This is a genomic window from Streptomyces roseirectus (assembly GCF_014489635.1).
Classification (GTDB): domain Bacteria; phylum Actinomycetota; class Actinomycetes; order Streptomycetales; family Streptomycetaceae; genus Streptomyces; species Streptomyces roseirectus.
This window is the reverse complement of sequence record NZ_CP060828.1, coordinates 3,198,933-3,216,752: the sequence shown is the minus strand read 5'-3', so window position 1 is coordinate 3,216,752 and position 17,820 is coordinate 3,198,933. Positions and strand designations below refer to the sequence as shown.

At 70.7% G+C, this 17,820-nt stretch carries 16 protein-coding genes; 7 read left to right on the top strand and 9 right to left on the bottom strand.

Annotated features, from left to right (window positions below):
- Position 1 precedes the first annotated feature (1 nt).
- Together IAG44_RS13120 and IAG44_RS13115 are read right to left on the bottom strand one after the other, a co-directional pair.
- Entirely contained in the window at positions 2 to 415 is a 414-nt protein-coding gene (locus IAG44_RS13120; RefSeq protein WP_010353612.1) for an ATP-binding protein, read from the bottom strand.
- 251 nt (positions 416 to 666) lie between these two features.
- Complete coding sequence (locus tag IAG44_RS13115; RefSeq protein WP_187747309.1) at positions 667 to 927, bottom strand: UBP-type zinc finger domain-containing protein; 261 nt, start codon at positions 925 to 927, stop codon at positions 667 to 669.
- A 72-nt stretch (positions 928 to 999) separates the two neighbouring features.
- On the opposite strand from IAG44_RS13115, the gene IAG44_RS13110 reads away from it, so the two are divergent.
- The gene (locus IAG44_RS13110) at positions 1,000 to 2,598 is read left to right on the top strand and encodes a Na+/H+ antiporter (protein WP_187747308.1); all 1,599 of its coding nucleotides are present in this window, start codon (positions 1,000 to 1,002) and stop codon (positions 2,596 to 2,598) included.
- Here the strand turns inward: IAG44_RS13110 and IAG44_RS13105 are convergent.
- From IAG44_RS13105 to IAG44_RS13095, 3 genes are all read right to left on the bottom strand, one after another.
- A complete protein-coding gene (locus IAG44_RS13105; protein WP_187747307.1) occupies positions 2,549 to 5,701 on the bottom strand; it encodes a trypsin-like peptidase domain-containing protein in 3,153 nt (1,050 codons plus the stop codon). The genes IAG44_RS13110 and IAG44_RS13105 overlap by 50 nt on opposite strands.
- Before the next feature lie 3 nt (positions 5,702 to 5,704).
- Positions 5,705 to 6,043 carry a trypco2 family protein gene (locus tag IAG44_RS13100; protein WP_187747306.1) on the bottom strand — a complete coding sequence of 113 codons (339 nt, stop codon included), beginning with the start codon at positions 6,041 to 6,043 and terminating at the stop codon, positions 5,705 to 5,707.
- Between the two features lie 62 nt (positions 6,044 to 6,105).
- On the bottom strand, positions 6,106 to 6,978 hold the full coding sequence (locus IAG44_RS13095) for a 1-aminocyclopropane-1-carboxylate deaminase/D-cysteine desulfhydrase (RefSeq protein ID WP_425508444.1): 873 nt from the start codon (positions 6,976 to 6,978) through the stop codon (positions 6,106 to 6,108).
- 172 nt (positions 6,979 to 7,150) lie between these two features.
- On the opposite strand from IAG44_RS13095, the gene IAG44_RS13090 reads away from it, so the two are divergent.
- The 3 genes from IAG44_RS13090 to IAG44_RS13080 all read left to right on the top strand — a co-directional run bounded on the left by IAG44_RS13090 (position 7,151) and on the right by IAG44_RS13080 (position 10,060).
- Entirely contained in the window at positions 7,151 to 8,554 is a 1,404-nt protein-coding gene (locus IAG44_RS13090) for a family 2B encapsulin nanocompartment shell protein (protein WP_187747304.1), read from the top strand.
- A 46-nt stretch (positions 8,555 to 8,600) separates the two neighbouring features.
- Positions 8,601 to 9,656 (top strand): family 2 encapsulin nanocompartment cargo protein polyprenyl transferase, encoded by a 1,056-nt coding sequence (locus tag IAG44_RS13085; protein WP_187747303.1) that lies wholly within the window; start codon positions 8,601 to 8,603, stop codon positions 9,654 to 9,656.
- A 173-nt stretch (positions 9,657 to 9,829) separates the two neighbouring features.
- On the top strand, positions 9,830 to 10,060 hold the full coding sequence (locus IAG44_RS13080) for a hypothetical protein (protein WP_187747302.1): 231 nt from the start codon (positions 9,830 to 9,832) through the stop codon (positions 10,058 to 10,060).
- Here the strand turns inward: IAG44_RS13080 and IAG44_RS13075 are convergent.
- From IAG44_RS13075 to IAG44_RS13065, 3 genes are read right to left on the bottom strand one after another with little or no spacing between them, the layout of a single operon-like run.
- The gene (locus IAG44_RS13075; RefSeq protein WP_187747301.1) at positions 10,057 to 10,794 is read right to left on the bottom strand and encodes a VOC family protein; all 738 of its coding nucleotides are present in this window, start codon (positions 10,792 to 10,794) and stop codon (positions 10,057 to 10,059) included. The genes IAG44_RS13080 and IAG44_RS13075 overlap by 4 nt on opposite strands.
- Positions 10,791 to 11,204, bottom strand: coding sequence for a VOC family protein (locus tag IAG44_RS13070; RefSeq protein WP_187747300.1), 414 nt, complete (start codon positions 11,202 to 11,204; stop codon positions 10,791 to 10,793). Before IAG44_RS13070 ends, IAG44_RS13075 begins: the two co-directional genes overlap by 4 nt.
- A gap of 10 nt (positions 11,205 to 11,214) precedes the next feature.
- Positions 11,215 to 11,619 carry a helix-turn-helix transcriptional regulator gene (locus IAG44_RS13065; RefSeq protein ID WP_187752652.1) on the bottom strand — a complete coding sequence of 135 codons (405 nt, stop codon included), beginning with the start codon at positions 11,617 to 11,619 and terminating at the stop codon, positions 11,215 to 11,217.
- A gap of 94 nt (positions 11,620 to 11,713) precedes the next feature.
- Between IAG44_RS13065 and IAG44_RS13060 the strand changes: the two genes are divergently transcribed.
- The 3 genes from IAG44_RS13060 to IAG44_RS13050 all read left to right on the top strand — a co-directional run bounded on the left by IAG44_RS13060 (position 11,714) and on the right by IAG44_RS13050 (position 13,700).
- Positions 11,714 to 12,868, top strand: coding sequence for an inorganic phosphate transporter (locus tag IAG44_RS13060; protein ID WP_187747299.1), 1,155 nt, complete (start codon positions 11,714 to 11,716; stop codon positions 12,866 to 12,868).
- Between the two features lie 21 nt (positions 12,869 to 12,889).
- Positions 12,890 to 13,126 carry a hypothetical protein gene (locus IAG44_RS13055; protein WP_187747298.1) on the top strand — a complete coding sequence of 79 codons (237 nt, stop codon included), beginning with the start codon at positions 12,890 to 12,892 and terminating at the stop codon, positions 13,124 to 13,126.
- Between the two features lie 100 nt (positions 13,127 to 13,226).
- Complete coding sequence (locus IAG44_RS13050) at positions 13,227 to 13,700, top strand: GNAT family N-acetyltransferase (RefSeq protein WP_187747297.1); 474 nt, start codon at positions 13,227 to 13,229, stop codon at positions 13,698 to 13,700.
- A 350-nt stretch (positions 13,701 to 14,050) separates the two neighbouring features.
- Here the strand turns inward: IAG44_RS13050 and IAG44_RS13045 are convergent, their stop codons facing one another.
- Entirely contained in the window at positions 14,051 to 17,704 is a 3,654-nt protein-coding gene (locus IAG44_RS13045) for a hypothetical protein (RefSeq protein ID WP_187747296.1), read from the bottom strand.
- Positions 17,705 to 17,820 lie beyond the last annotated feature (116 nt).

Here is a 17,820-nt window from a genome sequence, read left to right as displayed (position 1 = left end):
CTCACGCCGGCCCGGGGCCCGCGCCGCGCTGTTTGTAGAGGCTGATCGAGACGGTCTTGTCGTCGTCGACGGCGGAGGACACCTTGCCCGCGAGCGCGGACAGCACGGTCCACGCGAACGTGTCCCGCGCGGGCGCGTGGCCGTCCGTCGTCGGCGCGGAGACGGTCACCTCCAGCGAGTCGTCGACGAGGCGGAACACGCAGCCGAGCACCGAGCCGGGCACGGCCTGCTGGAGCAGGATCGCGCAGGCCTCGTCCACCGCGATGCGCAGGTCCTCGATCTCGTCCAGGGTGAAGTCCAAACGGGCCGCGAGGCCGGCCGTGGCCGTCCGCAGCACCGACAGGTAGGCACCCGCGGCCGGCAGCCGGACTTCCACGAAGTCCTGGGTCGCGGGCTCGCCTGCGATCTGGGACACCCTCACCTCCAAGGTGGTACAAGCTGTTCGGGCCGAGGGTCGTCGCCCCCCGGGGTAACGCGAAGTGTGGTGCAGCGGTGACGCTATCGCGCTCACCAGCGTCCTGTCCCGGGACCCCGACCCCATGGCGTCACTCACAGTAAAACTCTGAATACGCTCCGTGTCTAGGGGGTCTGCGGGCCCAAATCGGAAGAGCGCGCGCCGGGTTGACGTACCCCGGCATCAGACTCTCGAACCGTACCCGCTCCCGATCACACCAGGACGTGATCCACGAAGCACCACCGCCAGTCCTCGCCGGGCTCGAACGTCCGCATCACCGGATGCCCCGTCTCCTCGTGGTGCCCGGTGGCGTGCCGGCCGGGCGAGGTGTCGCAGCAGCCGACATGCCCGCACGTCAGGCACAGGCGCAACTGCACCGGGTGGGTACCGGCCCGCAGACACTCCGGACACGTCTCGCTCAGCGGGACGGGATCCGGGTGCGGCAGCGCCTCGGCGTGCGTGCACTGTTTCATGATTGCCAGGTTACGACGGCCGCATGGACGGCCGCGCGGAAAAAGCCGAGGAACGAGACGGGTGGGCCCGACATGGATGTGATGCCGCTGCTCCTGCTGGTGGCGGGCAGTGCCGCGATCGCGGCGGCGGCCCGCCGCACGCCGGTGCCCGCGCCCCTGCTGCTCGTCGCCGTCGGCCTGGTGGTCAGCTACCTCCCCGGGGTGCCCGACTACACGCTCGACCCGGAGGTCGTCCTCCCGCTGCTGCTGCCGCCCCTGCTCCACACCTCCGCCGCCGACAGCTCCTACCTCGACCTGCGCGCGCAGGTGCGCCCGGTCGCCCTGCTGTCCGTCGGGTACGTGCTGTTCGCGACGCTGGCCGTCGGGTGGGCCGTCTACGCGCTCGTCCCCGGCATGCCGCTGACCGCCGCCCTCGTCCTCGGGGCCGTCGTCGCCCCTCCGGACGCCGTCGCCGCCACCGCCGTCGCGCGCCGGGTCGGGCTGCCGTCCAGGATCACGACGATCCTCCAGGGCGAGTCGCTGCTGAACGACGCGACCGCGATCACCGCGTACAAGGTCGCCGTCGCGGCGGCCGTCGGGGAGGGTGCCTCCTGGGCGGGCGGGATCGAGGAGTTCCTGATCGCGGCGGTCGGCGGGACCGTCGTCGGGCTCGTCCTCATGGCGCCGCTGCACTGGTTGCGCACGCGCGTGAAGGAACCCCTCCTGCAGAACACGCTGTCCCTGCTGATCCCGTTCGTCGCCTACTCCACCGCCGAGCAGTTCCACGCGTCCGGGGTGATCGCCGTCGTCGTGGTCGCGCTCTACCTCGGCCACCGCGCGTGGGAGGTCGACTTCGCCACCCGCCTCCAGGAGGACGCCGTCTGGAAGATGGTCGCCTTCGTCCTGGAGTCCGCCGTCTTCGCGCTCATCGGGCTCCAGCTCCCTGTCGTCCTGCGCGGCCTCGGCGCGTACGACGGGCTCGACGCCGCCTGGTACGCCGTCGCCCTGTTCCTGGTCGTCGTCGCAGCGCGCTTCCTGTGGGTGTTCCCGGCGACCTACCTGCCCCGGATGCTGTCCGCGCGGATCAGGGAGCGTGAGGAGGACCCGACCTGGCGGGGGCCGGTGGTCATCGGGTGGGCCGGCATGCGGGGCGTCGTGTCGCTCGCCATCGCCTTCTCGATCCCGCTCACCCTCCACGACAGCTCCGAGGCGTTCCCCGAACGGGACCTGGTGCTCTTCCTGACGTTCACGACGGTCATCGGGACGCTGGTCCTCCAGGGGCTGACGCTGCCCCCGCTGATCCGGCTCCTGAAGTTCCCGGGGACCGACACGCGCGCGGCGACCCTCGCGGAGGCCAACGCGCAGGCGCAGGCGTCCCGGATCGCCGAACAGCGCCTCGACGAGCTGCTGTCCGACGAACGCAACGCCCTGCCGCCACCGCTCGCCGACCGGCTCCGGGCGGTCCTGGAACGGCGCCGCAACGCCGTCTGGGAGCGCCTGGGACAGCCGAACCCGGTCACCGGGGAGAGCGTCGACGACACCTACCGGCGGCTGGCCAGGGAGATGATCAGCGCCGAGCGCGAGGTGTTCGTACGGCTGCGGGACGGCCGGCACATCGACGACGAGATGCTGCGGACGCTGCTCAGGAGGCTCGACCTGGAGGAGGCGGCGGCGTACCGGGAGGCGGAGTGATGCCCTCCAGCGCCTCTTGCACGCGCGCGTGGGTGTCCAGGGCCTCGGCGCGCTCCTCGGGGAAGGCGTCCTCGGGGAGCGCGGCCAGGACGGCGAGGGCTTCGGCGGAGAGGTGTTCGGCCGCCGCCACGCTCCGCGTGAACGTCAGGTAGAAGCGGGCCTGGGCGTTCAGGGCCTTCAGCAGGTCGTCCGCGCCCTCGCCGGTCTCGCGGAACACCCTGCGCAGCACCTGCGCGGCCTTGGTGTAGACGCGGAACGCGACCGGCGGGCTGCCGAGGGGCACCAGCGCCCGCGCCTGCGCGCGGAAGGCCGCGCCGAGCAGACCCAGGTGCGCGCGGCCCTGGTCGCGGACGAGCGCGCGGGCCGCCGTGACGGCCTCGTCGGCGGCCTCCAGACTCTCGGCGCCCTCGGTGAGTTCGGCCACGACGAGCAGGATCTCCACGTGGTCCGCCAGATGCGCCTCCGGGCGTACGCGCGCGAGCGTGCGCCGGACGGACCGGGCCTCCCGCGCGGCCTCCAGCAGGGCGGGCACGTCGTCCAGGCCGGCCAGGATCTGCACCAGGTGGTCCAGCGTGGAGGCCAGCTCCACGAGGTAGGCGTCCGGCTCCTGGTCGGCGGCCGTCCGGCGCACCGACAGCGACTCCTCGGCCGTCCCCAGGGCCGCGCGGAGGTCGCCCGCGCGGTGCTGGTGGCGCGACAGCGTGCTGAGCGAGCGGGCGAGGCTCGGCAGCAGCTCCGGGTGGCGGCCGGACAGCTCCCGGCGCAGGGCGACGGACTCGCGCGCCCGCGCCAGCGCCTCGTCGAGCCGGCCGCAGCCGGCGAGGCCGTAGGAGAGGTTGTTGAGCGTCGCGGCGACGGCCTCCGTCCCGGTATCGGGGTCCTCCTCCCGGGGCCACCCGGACAGCTCCCGCAGCGCCCGCTCGCCCTCGGTGACGGCCTCCTGGGGGCGGCCGAGCGAGTTGAGCAGCCGGGACCGCTGGCCCAGCAGCAGCCCCCGCAGCCACGCGGGCGCGTCCGGGACGCCGTCCAGGAGGGCCAGCGCCGACGCCGTGGTGGCCAGCGCCTCCTCGTGGCGCCCGGCGGCCACCAGGCGCCCGGCGAGGTTGTGCAGCGAGCCGGCGCGCGACTGGGGCGAGCCTTCCTCCCTCTGGTCCACCAGCATCTGCTGGAGCCGCACGCTCCAGGACACCAGCGCCTGGCTCAGCAGCGGCATCCGGCCGGCCAGCTCCCTCAACCGCCGGTCCGGCAGCAGCCCTTCCTCCAGGATCACCTCCAACGCGTCGACCAGGAGCCCCGGTTCGGCGCTGCGGCGCACGGCACCGAGCAGCCGGGGCGCCAGCAGGCCCGGAGCGGTCCGGACGGCGGCGCGCAGGACGTCCGGCAGGCCCTGCGCGCGCGTGGCGGCGCGGCTGAGGACCAGCAGGGCGTTGACCATCTCCTCGTTGTCCAGGGCGTCGACGAGCCGCAGGAAGATCTCCGGCTCGTCGGCCACGCGCGTGCCCACCAGGTACTCGCCCAGCGGGTCGGGCTCCAGGCTGCCCCAGTGGGCGTCGCCGCCCTCAGGCCTCGGGTACAGGTCGCGCAGCCAGTCGGCGACCGCCAGGCGCACGGCCTCCGGCTGGTCCCCGACGCGGGGCACGCGCGCGAGGAGCGCGTGCGCGCGGGCGCGGGGGACCGGGCCGACGAGGGTGGCCGTCACGACCGCGTTGCGCAGGGCCGCCTCGCCCAGGAGGTGCAGCGGCGCCTCCTGGGACGCGCTCCGCCAGTACGCCGCCTCGTGGCGCAGCAGCGTGTCCTGGGCGGCCGTGCCCGCCGAGGGGGCCAGGAGGCTCGCCAGGGCGGCCATGTGGATCTCCAGGACGGTCCTGGGCGGCCTGGCGGGCTCCGCCCCGGCCCTGGCCGGCACCGGCAGCCCCAGGGCGGCCACACCGCGCGCCAGGTCCTCCACCGCCGTACGGAACGCGTCGCGCGCGTCCACGCCGAGGGATTCCGTGCCGGTGATCGACCAGTGGCGCGCGTTCTCGGCGAGGTCGGCGGCCTCCGGTCCCGCCGCGCGCAGCTCGTCCCACCAGCGGCCCCGCGCGCGGGCGATGAGCAGCACCCGCAGCGCCACGCCGGGCCTGCGGCGCGCGAGGACGTCCAGGAGCGCGCCGGTCTGCTCCACCCGGCTCTCCGCGTAGTCGACGACCACGAGCACGGGCGCGGTCGTCGCGGCGAACAGACCGTCCGGGACGGCCCCGCGCGCCAGGTGGACGACGGCGTGCCGGCGGGCCGCGAGACGGTGGCCCAGCTCGCGCGCCACCCGCGACTTCCCGGCGCCGCCCGCGCCCGTCAGCAGGGCCAGGCGGACCCCGTCGCCGTCCGCGCACCAGGACGTCAGCGCGTCCAGCAGCTCGGTGCGGCCCGTGAAGCGGACGGTCTCCGCGCGCGGGTGCAGCAGCAGGGCGACGGAGGCCGGGACCAGGGGCGTCGCCGGCTGGGCCCGGTCCGCGAACTCGGCGGGTTCCAGCTGGGCGTCCTGCCCGGTGTGCCGGCGCAGGAGGTCCCGGAAGCCGGGGTCGGCCAGCAGGACGTACGCCGGGACCGCCTCCAGGCGGCTGTGCCGCCAGCCCGGGAGGTCCGCGACGGCCACGCCGACCAGGAGGTCCCGGCACCAGACGGCGCCGCCGGACAGACCCGCCCAGGGGGAGGCGCCCTCCGGCGGGGTACCGGCGAGGCTCAGGACGTACCGGTCGCGCTCCACGGCGTCCAGCGGGTCCAGCTCGCCCCGGAAGGGACGCGACCCGACGTGGTCGCCGGGCCCCGCCGCGAAGCCCAGGAGGGTGACGCCGGCCGGCTCCGACGTGACCAGCGTCCCCCACCGCACCGGCTCGACGTCCGGGAGGACGTCCTCCTCCGCGAGCAGCAGCGCGGCGTCGTAGTGCCGGTCGAAGCGGGACCAGACGACCTCGCAGCGGACGGGCGCGCCGCGGGGCGTGTGGACCGTCGCGTGCGCGTGGTCGCCCAGGACGTGGGCCGCCGTGAGGACCAGGCGGGGTGCGAGGACCAGGCCCGAGCCCTGTCCCGCCGCCTCCACCAGGGCGGCCCGCAGCCGGTCCGGCATGGCTCAGCGGCCGAAGGACGAGTCCAGCGGGCCCACCTCGGGCGGCCGTTCGTTGCTGATCAGCAGCGGGTTCCCGGCGGCGTCCCTGGGCGTGAGGACGAACTTCACGCGGTGCACGTCCTCCTTGGCGGCCTTGCCGTTCACGTCCGCCGAGACCACCGCGCTCAGGATCCGGCTCACGCCCACCTTCGCGGAGACCTCCTTGGTCAGCGTGAACGCGAACTCCAGCTCGATGGGCCCCACTTCGAACCGCACGCCGCTGTCCGCGCCCGCGGCCGCCGCGGCCAGCAGCTCGTCGCGCAGCGCCTGGACGGCTTCGCCCACGCCGATCTCGTCCGCCACAGGTTCCCCCCTGTCTCGTCCGCTGCCCCTCCGGGCAGCCGCCTCACTGTACGGGCGCGGGATCACGCGGGGAACGGGGTTCCGGTGATCACCGCCGCGACCGTCGTCCCGCGCGCGAAGGCGCCCTCCGCCGTCAGGGCGACAAGTCCGTAGAGCATTTTGGCGACATAGAGACGTTCGACGGGGAGGCCGTGGCGGTTCTCGAAGTCCCGCGCGAACGCCTCCAGTTCGGGCGTGGTGCGGGCGTAGCCGCCGAAGTGGAAACGGGGGTCGAGCCGCCAGTTGGCGAACTGCCCGCCGAACGCGGCCTGGTGCAGGGCGCGGATGTCGGCCGTCAGGAAGTCGCCCTTCAACACCGGGATGCCCAGGGCCTGTTGACCCTGGCGCAGGCCCGCCGCCAGGCCCGCGAGGGTGCCGCCGGTGCCGCAGGCGAGGACGGCGACGTCGACGTCCTCGGGAAGTTCCTCGCCGAGTGCCCGGCAGCCGCGTACCGCCGCCGCGTTGCTGCCGCCCTCGGGGACGACGTACGCGTCCTCGGCGTGTGCCTCGCGGAGGATGCGGGCGAGGGTGTCCGGGTCCGCCTTGCGGCGGTAGGTCGCGCGGTCGGTGAAGTGCAGGCGCATGCCGTGCGCCGCGCAGTGGGCGAGGGAGGGGTTGAGGGGGCGCGCGGCCAGCTCGTCGCCCCGGACCACGCCGATCGTCGGGACGGACAGGGCGTGGCCGGCGGAGGCGGTGGCGCGCAGGTGGTTGGAGTAGGCGCCGCCGAAGGTCAGGATCGGGCGGCCGGCCGCGGCGCGCAGGTTGGGGGTGAGTTTGCGGTACTTGTTGCCGATCAGGGTCGGGTCGATGAGATCGTCGCGTTTCAGGAGGAGTCGGACGCCATGCTTGGTGAAACGTTCGTCCTCGGTCTCTTGCAGCGGGGAGGGCAGGGGCACGGGAACCATTGTCGAACGGCGTTCGGGGAAACGTCCCTCTTCCCACTCTCGCGATGATCCATTCCCCCTCTTTCGGGTAATACCACTATCGGCCGTACTGCGGAAAGCTTGCCCGCGAGATGAATGCCTGGCGCACCTTGTGACCAGCGCATGAGCGGGAGGGCAATCCACCATGTCGGTAGGCGAAGAGATCCGCACCGAAGACGGCACGCCGCAGCAGAGCCTCGGCACCGCCGCCGCGCGGAACCTGGCCACCACCACCAAGTCCGTGCCGCAGATGCAGGAGATCAGCTCGCGCTGGCTGCTGCGCACGCTGCCGTGGGTCGACGTCCAGGGCGGCACGTACCGGGTGAACCGGCGGCTCACCTACGCCGTCGGTGACGGCCGCATCACGTTCGTCAAGACCGGCGACCGCGTCGAGGTCATCCCCGTCGAACTGGGCGAACTGCCCGCGCTGCGCGGCTTCGAGGACGAGGACGTCCTCACCGAACTCGCCTCGCGCGCCCGCCAGCGCGAGATCGGCGCCGGCGAGGTCATCGCCTCCTTCGGCAGCCAGAACGACGAAGTGTTCATGCTGGCGCACGGCCGCGTCGAGAAGATCGGCACCGGCCCCTACGGCGACGACCAGGTCCTCGGCGTCCTCGCCGACGGCGCCCACTTCGGCGACCAGGCCCTCCTCGACGCCGACGCGATCTGGGAGTACACCGCCCGCGCGGCCACCGCCTGCACCGTCCTCACCCTCTCCCGGCAGGACTTCGAGCAGGTCACCGAGCGCGCCGACAGCCTGCGCGGGCACCTCCAGGAACTGCGCGCGATCCCCGCGCAGAACACCAACAAGTACGGCGAGAAGGCCGTCGACCTCGCGGCCGGCCACTCCGGTGAGCCGGACATCCCGCACACGTTCGTCGACTACGACGCCAAGCCCCGCGAGTACGAACTCAGCATCGCCCAGACCGTGCTGCGCATCCATTCGCGCGTCGCCGACCTCTACAACCAGCCCATGAACCAGACCGAGCAGCAGCTGCGGCTCACGGTCGAGGCGCTGAAGGAGCGCCAGGAGCACGAACTCGTCAACAACCGCGAGTTCGGCCTCCTCAACAACTGCGAGTACGACCAGCGCATCCAGCCGCACGACGGCGTGCCGTCCCCGGACGACATGGACGAGCTGCTGAGCCGCCGGCGCGGGACCAAGCTGTTCCTCGCCCACCCGCGCGCCATCGCCGCGTTCGGGCGCGAGCTGAACAAGCGCGGGCTCGTCCCCGAGACCATCGACATCGACGGCAACCGCATCCCCACCTGGCGCGGGGTGCCGATCTACCCGTGCAACAAGATCCCCGTCACCGAGGCGCGCACCAGCTCCATCATCGCGATGCGTCTCGGCGAGAAGGACCAGGGCGTCATCGGGCTGCGCCAGTCCGGGCTGCCCGACGAGATCGAGCCCAGCCTGTCCGTGCGGTTCATGGGCATCAACGAGCAGGCCATCATCAAGTACCTCGTCACCGCCTACTACTCGGCCGCCGTGCTCGTCCCGGACGCCCTCGGCGTCCTGGAGAACGTGGAGGTCGGTCGTTGGTGACCGTCCGCCGTGCCGTGCGCGCCCGCCCTCCGGGGCGGGTGCGCACATGACCACCTGGGCCTGGGGGGCGGCCATCGACAACGGCCAGGAGGCGCCGGCGATCCTCGAACGGGCGCGGGCCGACGTCGACCCCGAACTGCGGTCCGCCGTCGACACGCTCCCGCCCGAGATGCGGCGCGTCGCGCGGTACCACTTCGGGTGGCAGGACGCGGACGGGCTCGCCACCACCGCCCACGCGGGCAAGGCGATCAGGCCCGCCCTCGTGCTGACCGCGGCGGACGCGCTGGGGGGCGCGCGGGCGCGTACGGCCGCGGTCCGGGCCGCCGCCGCCGTCGAACTCGTCCACAACTTCACGCTCCTGCACGACGACGTCATGGACCGCGACCCCACCCGGCGTCACCGGGCCACCGCCTGGGCCGTGTTCGGGGATCCCGACGCGATCCTCGCGGGGGACGCGCTCCAGGCGCTCGCGTTCCGGCTGCTCGCCGGGGACTCCCACCCCGCCGCCGTGCCCGCGCTCGGGCGGCTCGCCTCCTGTGTCGTCGAGCTGTGCGAGGGACAGCAGATCGACACCGCGCTGGAGCGGCGGGAACCCCGCGAGGTCGGGCTCGCCGAGGTGCTGCGGATGGCCGAGGCCAAGACCGGGGCGCTGCTCGGGTGCGCCTGCGCCATCGGGGGGCTCTACGCCGGGGGGTCCGCCGACGAGGTCGACGCGCTCGATCTGTTCGGGCGGCAGGCCGGGCTCGCGTTCCAGCTCATCGACGACGTCATCGGGATATGGGGAGATCCCCTCCACACCGGCAAGCCGGCGGGGGCGGATCTCGCCGCCCGCAAGAAGTCGTTGCCGGTCGTCGCCGCGTTGACCTCCGGCGGTTCGGCGGCCGATGAACTCGCGGCGCTGTACTCCGGGCCGTACGTCGAGGGGGAGTTGGAGCGGACGGCCCTCGCCGTGGAGCGGGCCGGGGGGCGGGACTGGGCCCAGGCCGAGGCCGCCGACCGGATGGGGGACGCCGTCGCCGAACTGGCCCGTGCCGTGCCGGATCCGGAGAGGGGCGGGGGGCTGCTGGCGCTGGCGGAGTTCGTCACTCGGCGGAGCAACTGAGATTGGGGGCGGCGGGTGTTCGGGGGCGGCGGCGTTGTGGTTGCTCGCACCCGCGCGGTGGTGGTCGCAGATCGACACAGCCCCGCGCCCCTGGAATACGGGCGCTTCGCGCCCCATCCAGGCCAGGTCCCGCACATCCCCACGGTGTGCGGGGCCTGTCATATCGTGAGCGCATGTCTGATGGTGGAGGTCGCGGCGCGCGGGTGCGGCGGTGGGTCGTCGCGGTGTGGGCCGCCCTCGTCGTCGTCGGCGGCGGGGTGACCCTCTGGCTGCAGGACTCCGCCCGGCCGCCCGCGCCGCGCGGCTGGTACGAGGCGCCGTCCTCCCTGCCGACGCCCCCGACGGCGTCGTACTCGTGCCCGCCCGGCGCGATGTGTCCCTACGCCGTTTACGCGGGCCGCTAGCTCTGCGGGCGGGTGCCTGTTTCCGCGTCGCGGCCTGTGAGGCAGTAGAGGCCGTCGTCGGGGTCCTTCATGACGGTCCAGTGGGGGAACTCGGCGATCAGGCGGGCGCCCGACTGCTCGTGTCGGGCGCGGACTTCGGGGAGGTTCGGGGCTGTCGCCAGGTCGATGTGGGCGGAGGTCGGTTGTTCCTGGGTCGTGCGTTGGAGGAGGAGACGGGTGGGGAGGCCGGGGGGTGGGGTGAGGACGTGGAACTCGGGGAGGGGGCTGGGCGTTGAGGTCCATGTGGGGAGCAGTGCGGTGAAGAAGGAGATGTCGGCCGAGTAGGCGGAAGGAGGGAGGTCTATGCACACCTGGTCCAGGCGGGCGCCGGCGTGGACGGGCGGGCGGACCGACTCGCCCTGCCAGGGCACCGCGCAGAAGGGCTGGCCCGCGGGGGAGGCGAGGACGGCCCAGTCGGTGTGGTCGGCGACGAGCCGCGCGCCCAGCTTCAGCGCCCGTGCCACGAAACCGGGCACGTCCGTCACCGAGAAGTCGATGTGGGCGCCGCCGGGTCCCTCGGCGACGGTCTGGAACTTCACGCAGGGGGCGTGGCCGTCGGACGGCAGGAGCGTCCGGAACTCGGCCCGCTCGCCCCGGGGTTCGGACAGGGTCGTGCCCGTGACCGTCGCCCAGAAGGGGGCGGAAGCGGGGGAGGGGCGGTCGATGAAGGCGTAGGTCCAGCGGACGTCCGTCACAGGGGGCGCTCCATGAAGCGGATGAGGTTGCCGGCGGGGTCGCGCAGCGCGCAGTCGCGGACGCCGTACGGCTGGTCGGTGGGTTCCTGGAGAAGGTCGTACCCGGCCTCACGGACGCGCTCCGCGAGGGCGTCGCAGTCGGGCGTCGCGAAGATCGCCCCGCGCAGCAGGCCCTTGGCCAGCAGCCGGTTCAGGGCCTCGCGGTCGGCCGGGGACGCGTCGGGGCTCGCGTCCGGCGGCTCCAGGACGACGGAGACGCCCGGCTGGAGCGGCGAGCCGACGGTCACCCAGCGCATGTCCTCGTAGCTGACGTCGTTCCGGACTTCCAGACCGAGGACGTCGACGTAGAAGTGCAGGGCCTTGTCGTGGTCGTCCACGGCGATGAAGCACTGGTGGAGTGTGAGGTCCATGCCGGTCAGCTTAGGTAGGGCGGCGGCGTTTCGGCCGGGTGTACGTGCGCAGCACGCACGGCGGGATCACCGCGCTCTCCTCGTGCGACCGCGCCCGGTAGGCGCTCGGCGTCTCCCCGACGAGTTCGGTGAACCGGGAGCTGAACGAGCCGAGGGAGGTGCAGCCGACGGCCATGCAGACCTCGGTCACCGACAGGTCCCCGCGCCGCAGCAGCGCCTTCGCGCGCTCGACCCGCCGGGTCATCAGATAGGCGTACGGCGTCTCCCCGTACTCCGCGCGAAAGCTGCGCTGGAAGTGGCCCGGCGACATCAGCGCGGTCGCGGCGAGCGCGGCGATGTCGAGGGGTTCGGCGTACTCGCGGTCCATCCGGTCCCGGGCCTGCCGCAGTCGCACCACGTCCTCGACGCTCACCATGCCTGCCAGCATGCCAGGTATTCCGTTCACTCTCCTGGCCCGCCCTTTGCCTGGGGTTCGCCCGGGATTGGCCCACGCTTGTTTGCATGGGGGAATGGATCACATCACGTTCCTGGTGGCGGTGGTCATCGTCACGGCGCTGGCCTTCGACTTCACCAACGGATTTCATGACACGGCCAACGCGATGGCGACGTCCATCGCGACGGGCGCGCTCGCGCCGCGCACGGCCGTACTCATCAGCGGGGTGCTGAACGTCGTCGGGGCGTTCCTCTCGACCGAGGTCGCGAAGACGATCTCCGGGGGGATCGTCGACGACACGCTCGTCACCCCGGGGATGATCTTCGCGGGGCTGGTCGGGGCCATCCTCTGGAACCTCATGACCTGGCTGGTCGGGCTGCCGTCCAGCTCCTCGCACGCCCTGTTCGGCGGGCTGATCGGCGCCGTGTGGGTAGGGGCCGGGGAGCACGGGGTGCACTTCGACAAGGTCGTCGAGAAGGTGCTCATTCCCGCGGTGGCCTCGCCGGTCGTCGCCGGGGTCGCGGCGCTCGCGGCGACCTACCTCGCGTACAAGCTCACCGAGCGGGCCCGGAAGAAGCCCGTGGAGAAGGGGTTCAGGTACGGGCAGATCGCGTCCGCCTCGCTGGTCTCCCTCGCGCACGGCACCAACGACGCGCAGAAGACGATGGGCGTGATCACGCTGACGCTGATCTCGGCGGGCGCGCTCGGGCACGACGCCGGCCCGCCGGTGTGGGTCGTCGCCTCCGCCGGGCTCGCGATCGGGCTCGGCACGTACCTCGGCGGCTGGCGGATCATCCGGACGATGGGCAAGGGGCTCACGGAGATCCAGTCGCCGCAGGGCTTCGCGGCGGAGACCGCCTCCACGACCGTCATCCTCACCTCCGCGCACCTCGGCTTCGCGCTGTCCACCACGCAGGTCGCCTCCGGGTCCATCCTCGGCGCGGGGCTCGGCCGCCGGCTCGCGGAGGTCCGCTGGAGCGTCGCGGGCAAGATGGTCGTGGCGTGGCTGGTCACACTGCCGGCCGCCGCGCTCGTCGGGGCCGTCGCGGCGTACGCGGTCAAGCACGGGGGGAACACCGGGACGACGGTCGTCGCGCTGATCGGCGTCGCCGTCGCGGGCGGCGTCTTCTTCGTCTCCCGGCGCAATCCCGTTCACGCGAGCAACGTCAACGAAGGCCACGAGGTCACCCTCCGGACCGAGCCGCCGGCGCGTGTCGGCACGGCCGCCTGAACCCCGTCAGGAGAACGAGCTATGCATCTCGACTGGAGTGCCCTCGGGCAGGTCGCCGCGGTCAGCCTCGGCGTCACCGTCGCCGTGGTCGTCGTCTTCAGCCTCGGCGTTCTGGGGCTTGCGCGGGGAGGCGACGACGACGTCCCCGACAGCGGGCCGGTGACGGCTGTGGGCCGTGTGCAGGCGGGCGTCTGCTTCCTCGCCTGCGCGGCGGTGGTGGTGTACGGGATCTATCTGATCGTGCCGCAGTTCCACTGAGCGGTGTTCACGGGCCGGTGGCCGTCCGGGCGTTCCCGGTCGCCGCCGGCCTCACTCATCGCCGGTGGACAGGGGGCCGGGGCGTGCGGATGATCAGGGCATGATCAGGAACGCCCGTCCGGAGGACGTCGCCGGGATTCTCGCGATGGTCCGTGAACTCGCCGCCTACGAGAAGGCACTTGAGCAGGTCAAGGCCACCGAGGAGCAGTTGCGGGAGGCCCTGTTCGGCACCCCCGCCGCCGCGCACGCGCTGATCGCCGAGGAGGACGGGCAGGCCGTCGGGTACGCACTCTGGTTCCCGACGTTCTCCACCTGGACCGGGACTCGGGGGCTGCACCTCGAAGACCTCTACGTCCGCCCCACCGCCCGCGGCGCCGGACACGGCAAACAACTGCTCTCCGCCCTCGCCGCGGTCTGCGTCCGCGAGGGGTACGAGCGGTTCGAGTGGTGGGTGCTCGACTGGAACACGCCCGCGATCGGTGTCTACGAGTCGCTGGGGGCGGAGTTCCTGGACGAGTGGCGCATCTGCCGGCTGACGGGGGAACGGCTGGAGGAGCTGGCCGGGGGTGTGTGAGATCGGCGACTCCACGCGAAGTCCGTCAAGTCCCCGCGCAGAACCCGAAGTTGAAGTGAAACAGCCCGCCCCCGACCACTCAGGGGCCGGGTGCGGGCTGCGGAGAAAGCAGAAGACCGGGTCAGGCCTTCTTGGTCTCCTAGTAATGGGCCGGGTCGGTGACCTGCGGCGATGAGTGCCGCAGGTCGCTGACCTGGCCTTTTGGTGTTGAGTGGCGATGGGGTGCGATGGTCTCGATCGGGTGTCCTGCGGACTGTGTGCGGACTGCTCGGACAGTCGAAGATCCGCTCCGGATGAGGCTTCCTGTCGCCGGACGCTGAGAGGCCAGAAAGCGAAGTCCTGCTGGGGCACTAGCGAGCGCGGCGCTTAGATCTCTTGCCGTGCCGAGTTTGTGCTGCAGCCCATGCTGTCAGCTGGTGGATGGTCACGACTGGTACGTCCGATGCCAGGACGCGTGACGAAATCAGGTCGCGACTGGTGACCACGACGGGGGCGACAGTCCAACCTCGCGTGTCGGTGCTGTCGATGAAGTGGTTCAGCGTGGGGGCCAGGTGGGTGCGGACCCATTGGGCTCGTCTTGCGATCTTGAAGACGGCGCTCTTGCCTCCTCGCAAGAGTGCATCAGCTTCGTTGGCCAGCTCAGAGGGGTTCCGGGCCATCTCGAAGTCCTTGGATTCCACGATGAAGATGATCCTCTGATCGAGGTTGATTCCCAGGGCGTCGATGTCGCCGAGGTCGTCTCCCTGGGGTGACATGAGGCGCCGCCCTGAGATCTTGCCCACGCTGTGGGCCGTGATGGAACAGCCTGCGTCAGCCAGGGCTCTTTCGGATTCCTTCTCAAACTCCTTGTTGTGGTCCTGCCGGATGGACCCCATGAGCTTCTTCATCGTCGCCGAGGTGGCTTTGAGCCTGCCGGAATACACGAGGTCGATCCAGTAGGGGCCCGCGCTCCCAACGTGCCTGGGCGCCCACGTCAGCACATCGCCGTCCACGCCAGTCAAGCGGACCAGCGGACGTCGTGTGTAGGACCATTCACGGTTATAGCGCCAGGGCCACGCGTCGGCGCCCACGGACAGGAACTTGGCGCGTGGGCGCAGACTGAGGCGATCGAGGAAGTCATGTGCTTTGTCGTCGGCCCAACCGAGGGCAGAGCTAAGGTGCTGTTGGACGCGGGTGATAGGGAGGGTGAATGGTTCGCTCTCGCATGCTTCGTCGCCCAAAGTGATGATCTCGCCCATGCCGTGAGCGAGTTCGGTCAGGGTGAACCCGAATTCGGCAACCATGGCTTCTTCAACCTTCGTAGAAGGTGCTGCGGCCGTGCGGGGCGCCGAAGGGGTGGAAATCTGGTCAGCTGTTGTCATGGCTGCGCGGGCTCGGTCCAATGCCAAGGCATCGGTTCCTGTTTCGTACTGATCACCGCGAGAGACACCGAGCCGGCCCGACTCCAGTAGGGACAGCTGTGCGGTGGAGAAGTCGTGCCGGATGGCATCGGACAGCGTGGCTCGAGAGATCAGGTCAGCGGCGATCGCCAAGAGTGTGTCGTAGGTGTCCAGGGTCAGGGGCTGGTCGCCCGAAGGTGGGGTAGCGGCCGCGTACTCGATGAGGAAACGGCTTGCCTGTGAGGCGGCCACTCGTTTTCTGCTGGCCTTGGCGATCTGCGTGGCAGGCTGGCTGGAATTTCCGAAACAGGCGAGTCTGGACCGCAGGACCTGATCATTGTGAGCCTCTGCGCGGATGAGCGCTTCGTGTCGTGCCATGAGCTGGTTCATCAGCCCCTCGGGGGCCAAGTTAGCGATTAGGTCCTGAATGCTCTGGAAGTAGTGCTGGACTGCCTTGTTGAGCACATCAAGGCGTTTGTCTTCTGAGACGATCCCCTGCGGGATTCCTTCAGCGGTGAGCCATTCACCCAGTTTGTCCAACACGACTGCGGAGACAGCTGGCTGCACAAGTCGGGCGGCAGGCAGCCGCCCTGGGCGCAACAGCATCGGTCGGGCTTGTGCGTGCAGCATCTTCTTGCGACCGACAGGAGCGAGACGTTCGACAAGGTCGCTGACTACGAGGTCGCTGCCGTTGCCAACCATGGCTTCAGCCAGGGCCTGGACGATCACGCGGTCGGCGCTGTTGTCCTCCATCAGGAGGGAAGCTACGCCTGCGGCCAGCAGCTCAAGGTGAATGAGTCCTGCGCTACGCGCTTTCCACGCGATCCAGGAGGTTCCCTTCCTGGGCTGGGTGACATGTCCTGTCAGAGCCTTCAACCAGGCGTCCGCGTCGTCGAAGGACACCGTGATCCGCACACGACCCAGGTCATCAGCCATTTCGATTAGCTCGTTGGGCGCCGCGAGCGAGACCTGCCAGACCCAGTAGGCGACAGCTTCAATGACCATCTCTTGGAAGGATTCCAGGGCACCTGCTGTGTCCTGACTAGGTCCGATCCAGACCTGAAGGCCAGCGGATTCCACAAGCATTTCGTCTTCCGGGACAGTGGGATGTGTCCGGTAGATCGGTGCGGTGTCCACTCCGTAGAGGGCGAGAACCGGAATTAGAGTAGGGCGGTGAGGGCTGGCGACCACGTGGTGGTCGTACCGACGGTGGGCCTCGACTCGCAGCGCCTGGCTGAAGTCGGAGTTGACCATAACGGCGTTCGGCCTGCGCCCATCCGTCAGGTAATAGCTGTACTCGTGGTCACGGTACATGCCGTAGTTGTCGAGTGTACCGAAGGACTGGACCATGGCGTCGGCGTGCAGCTTCTCGTCTGCTTGGGCGAAGCGCCACAGAAACAGTGGGTCCGTGCCGTCGAGCTCCGCCATAACGCGGAGGTCGTCGACGGTGGTGGCGAGACGAGGGCCGACTCGTGACGATTTGCGAAGGCCGAAGAACGAAGAGCGCCCCAGGCCTTGGTTGATGATGAGCCGCAGGCAATGCGCGTCATCCTGTAGCGGATGGGCTGGTGTTTCGTGCAGTTTATGCAGCTGTTGCATGACTCCGGCAGCATGCCAGTGCCCGTAGGGGGTCTGGGCATCGTAGTCAGACAGGTCATCGGTCACGACTGCCAGGTCGAGGCGCTTGTCATCGGCGAAGGCGAACTGGCGGCGGCTGATCTGCGGATCATTATCGAATTGTGCCGCCGGGGGTAGCGGCGTTGCCCCGCAGTCGATCAGGATTTCGGTGGCTTCGTTCAGGACGCATGCGCGTACGAGCTGGACGAGTTGGTGGCCGCAGCCATGTTCTGTGGCGAGAACGAGGAGACGATGGCGCAGGGTTGCGGACAGTTCACCTGGATTTGCGATGATCACGGTCGGACCGACGGTCAGCAGCGGGGTGAGAATCATTCCGTCGTCAGGGCCGAGCTCCGCTGTGAAAGTGTGCGTGCCTGGTCGGACACTCAGGCTGTCCAAAACCTGCAACGTCTGCGGCGACGTGATCCGGGACAAGGAGGCCGCGTCGAAGGTGACGGCTTCGCATAGCGCGCTCAGCGCATGCTCTCCTGGTACGAATACCTCCTCCCTGGTCGCTGTAGGTGGGATGACACCACGAGCGAGCCCTGCACGGAGAAGCGCCGTGTGGCTCAGGCGCAGTACCACCTGGACCAGCCGGCTTGCCTCGCGCCGGAAGGTGGCGGGAAGCGTCTTGCCCTCCGGCCCGAAGGCGCTGCGCAGGATCAGGCCGAGTGTGTACGCCGACCTTTCGGTCAGCCCCTGGGCGACTAGGTAGGGACCGCCGTGGAATGGCACTTCTGCTGTGTACAGGTCGTTGTATGGATCTTCCTGAGATCGGACCGCTGCACTGCCGATCACCGGATCCTTCAGCAGTGACCGTATCCTGCTCGGCGACAGGCGAGGGGCTTCAGGACGGCTTGGCAGGCAGGCGCCGACAGCAGCAAGCCGCTGCAGCCTGACCAGGCAAGGGATGTTCTCGGGAATCAGCTGCAACGCGGCGGCCGATCGCACCAGGGAAGGACCGTCCACCGTATTCCACGGCTTTGCGTCAGAAACGAACTTTGTCACGGCCGCTCCTCTTCCAGTGCCCGGCACGCTCCTGTTGCCGAGGCCGCATGGGTGACGTTACCGGCCTTCACTGACAGAGCCCGTCAGACGGAAGGAGGGCACTACGGCTGGCTGGC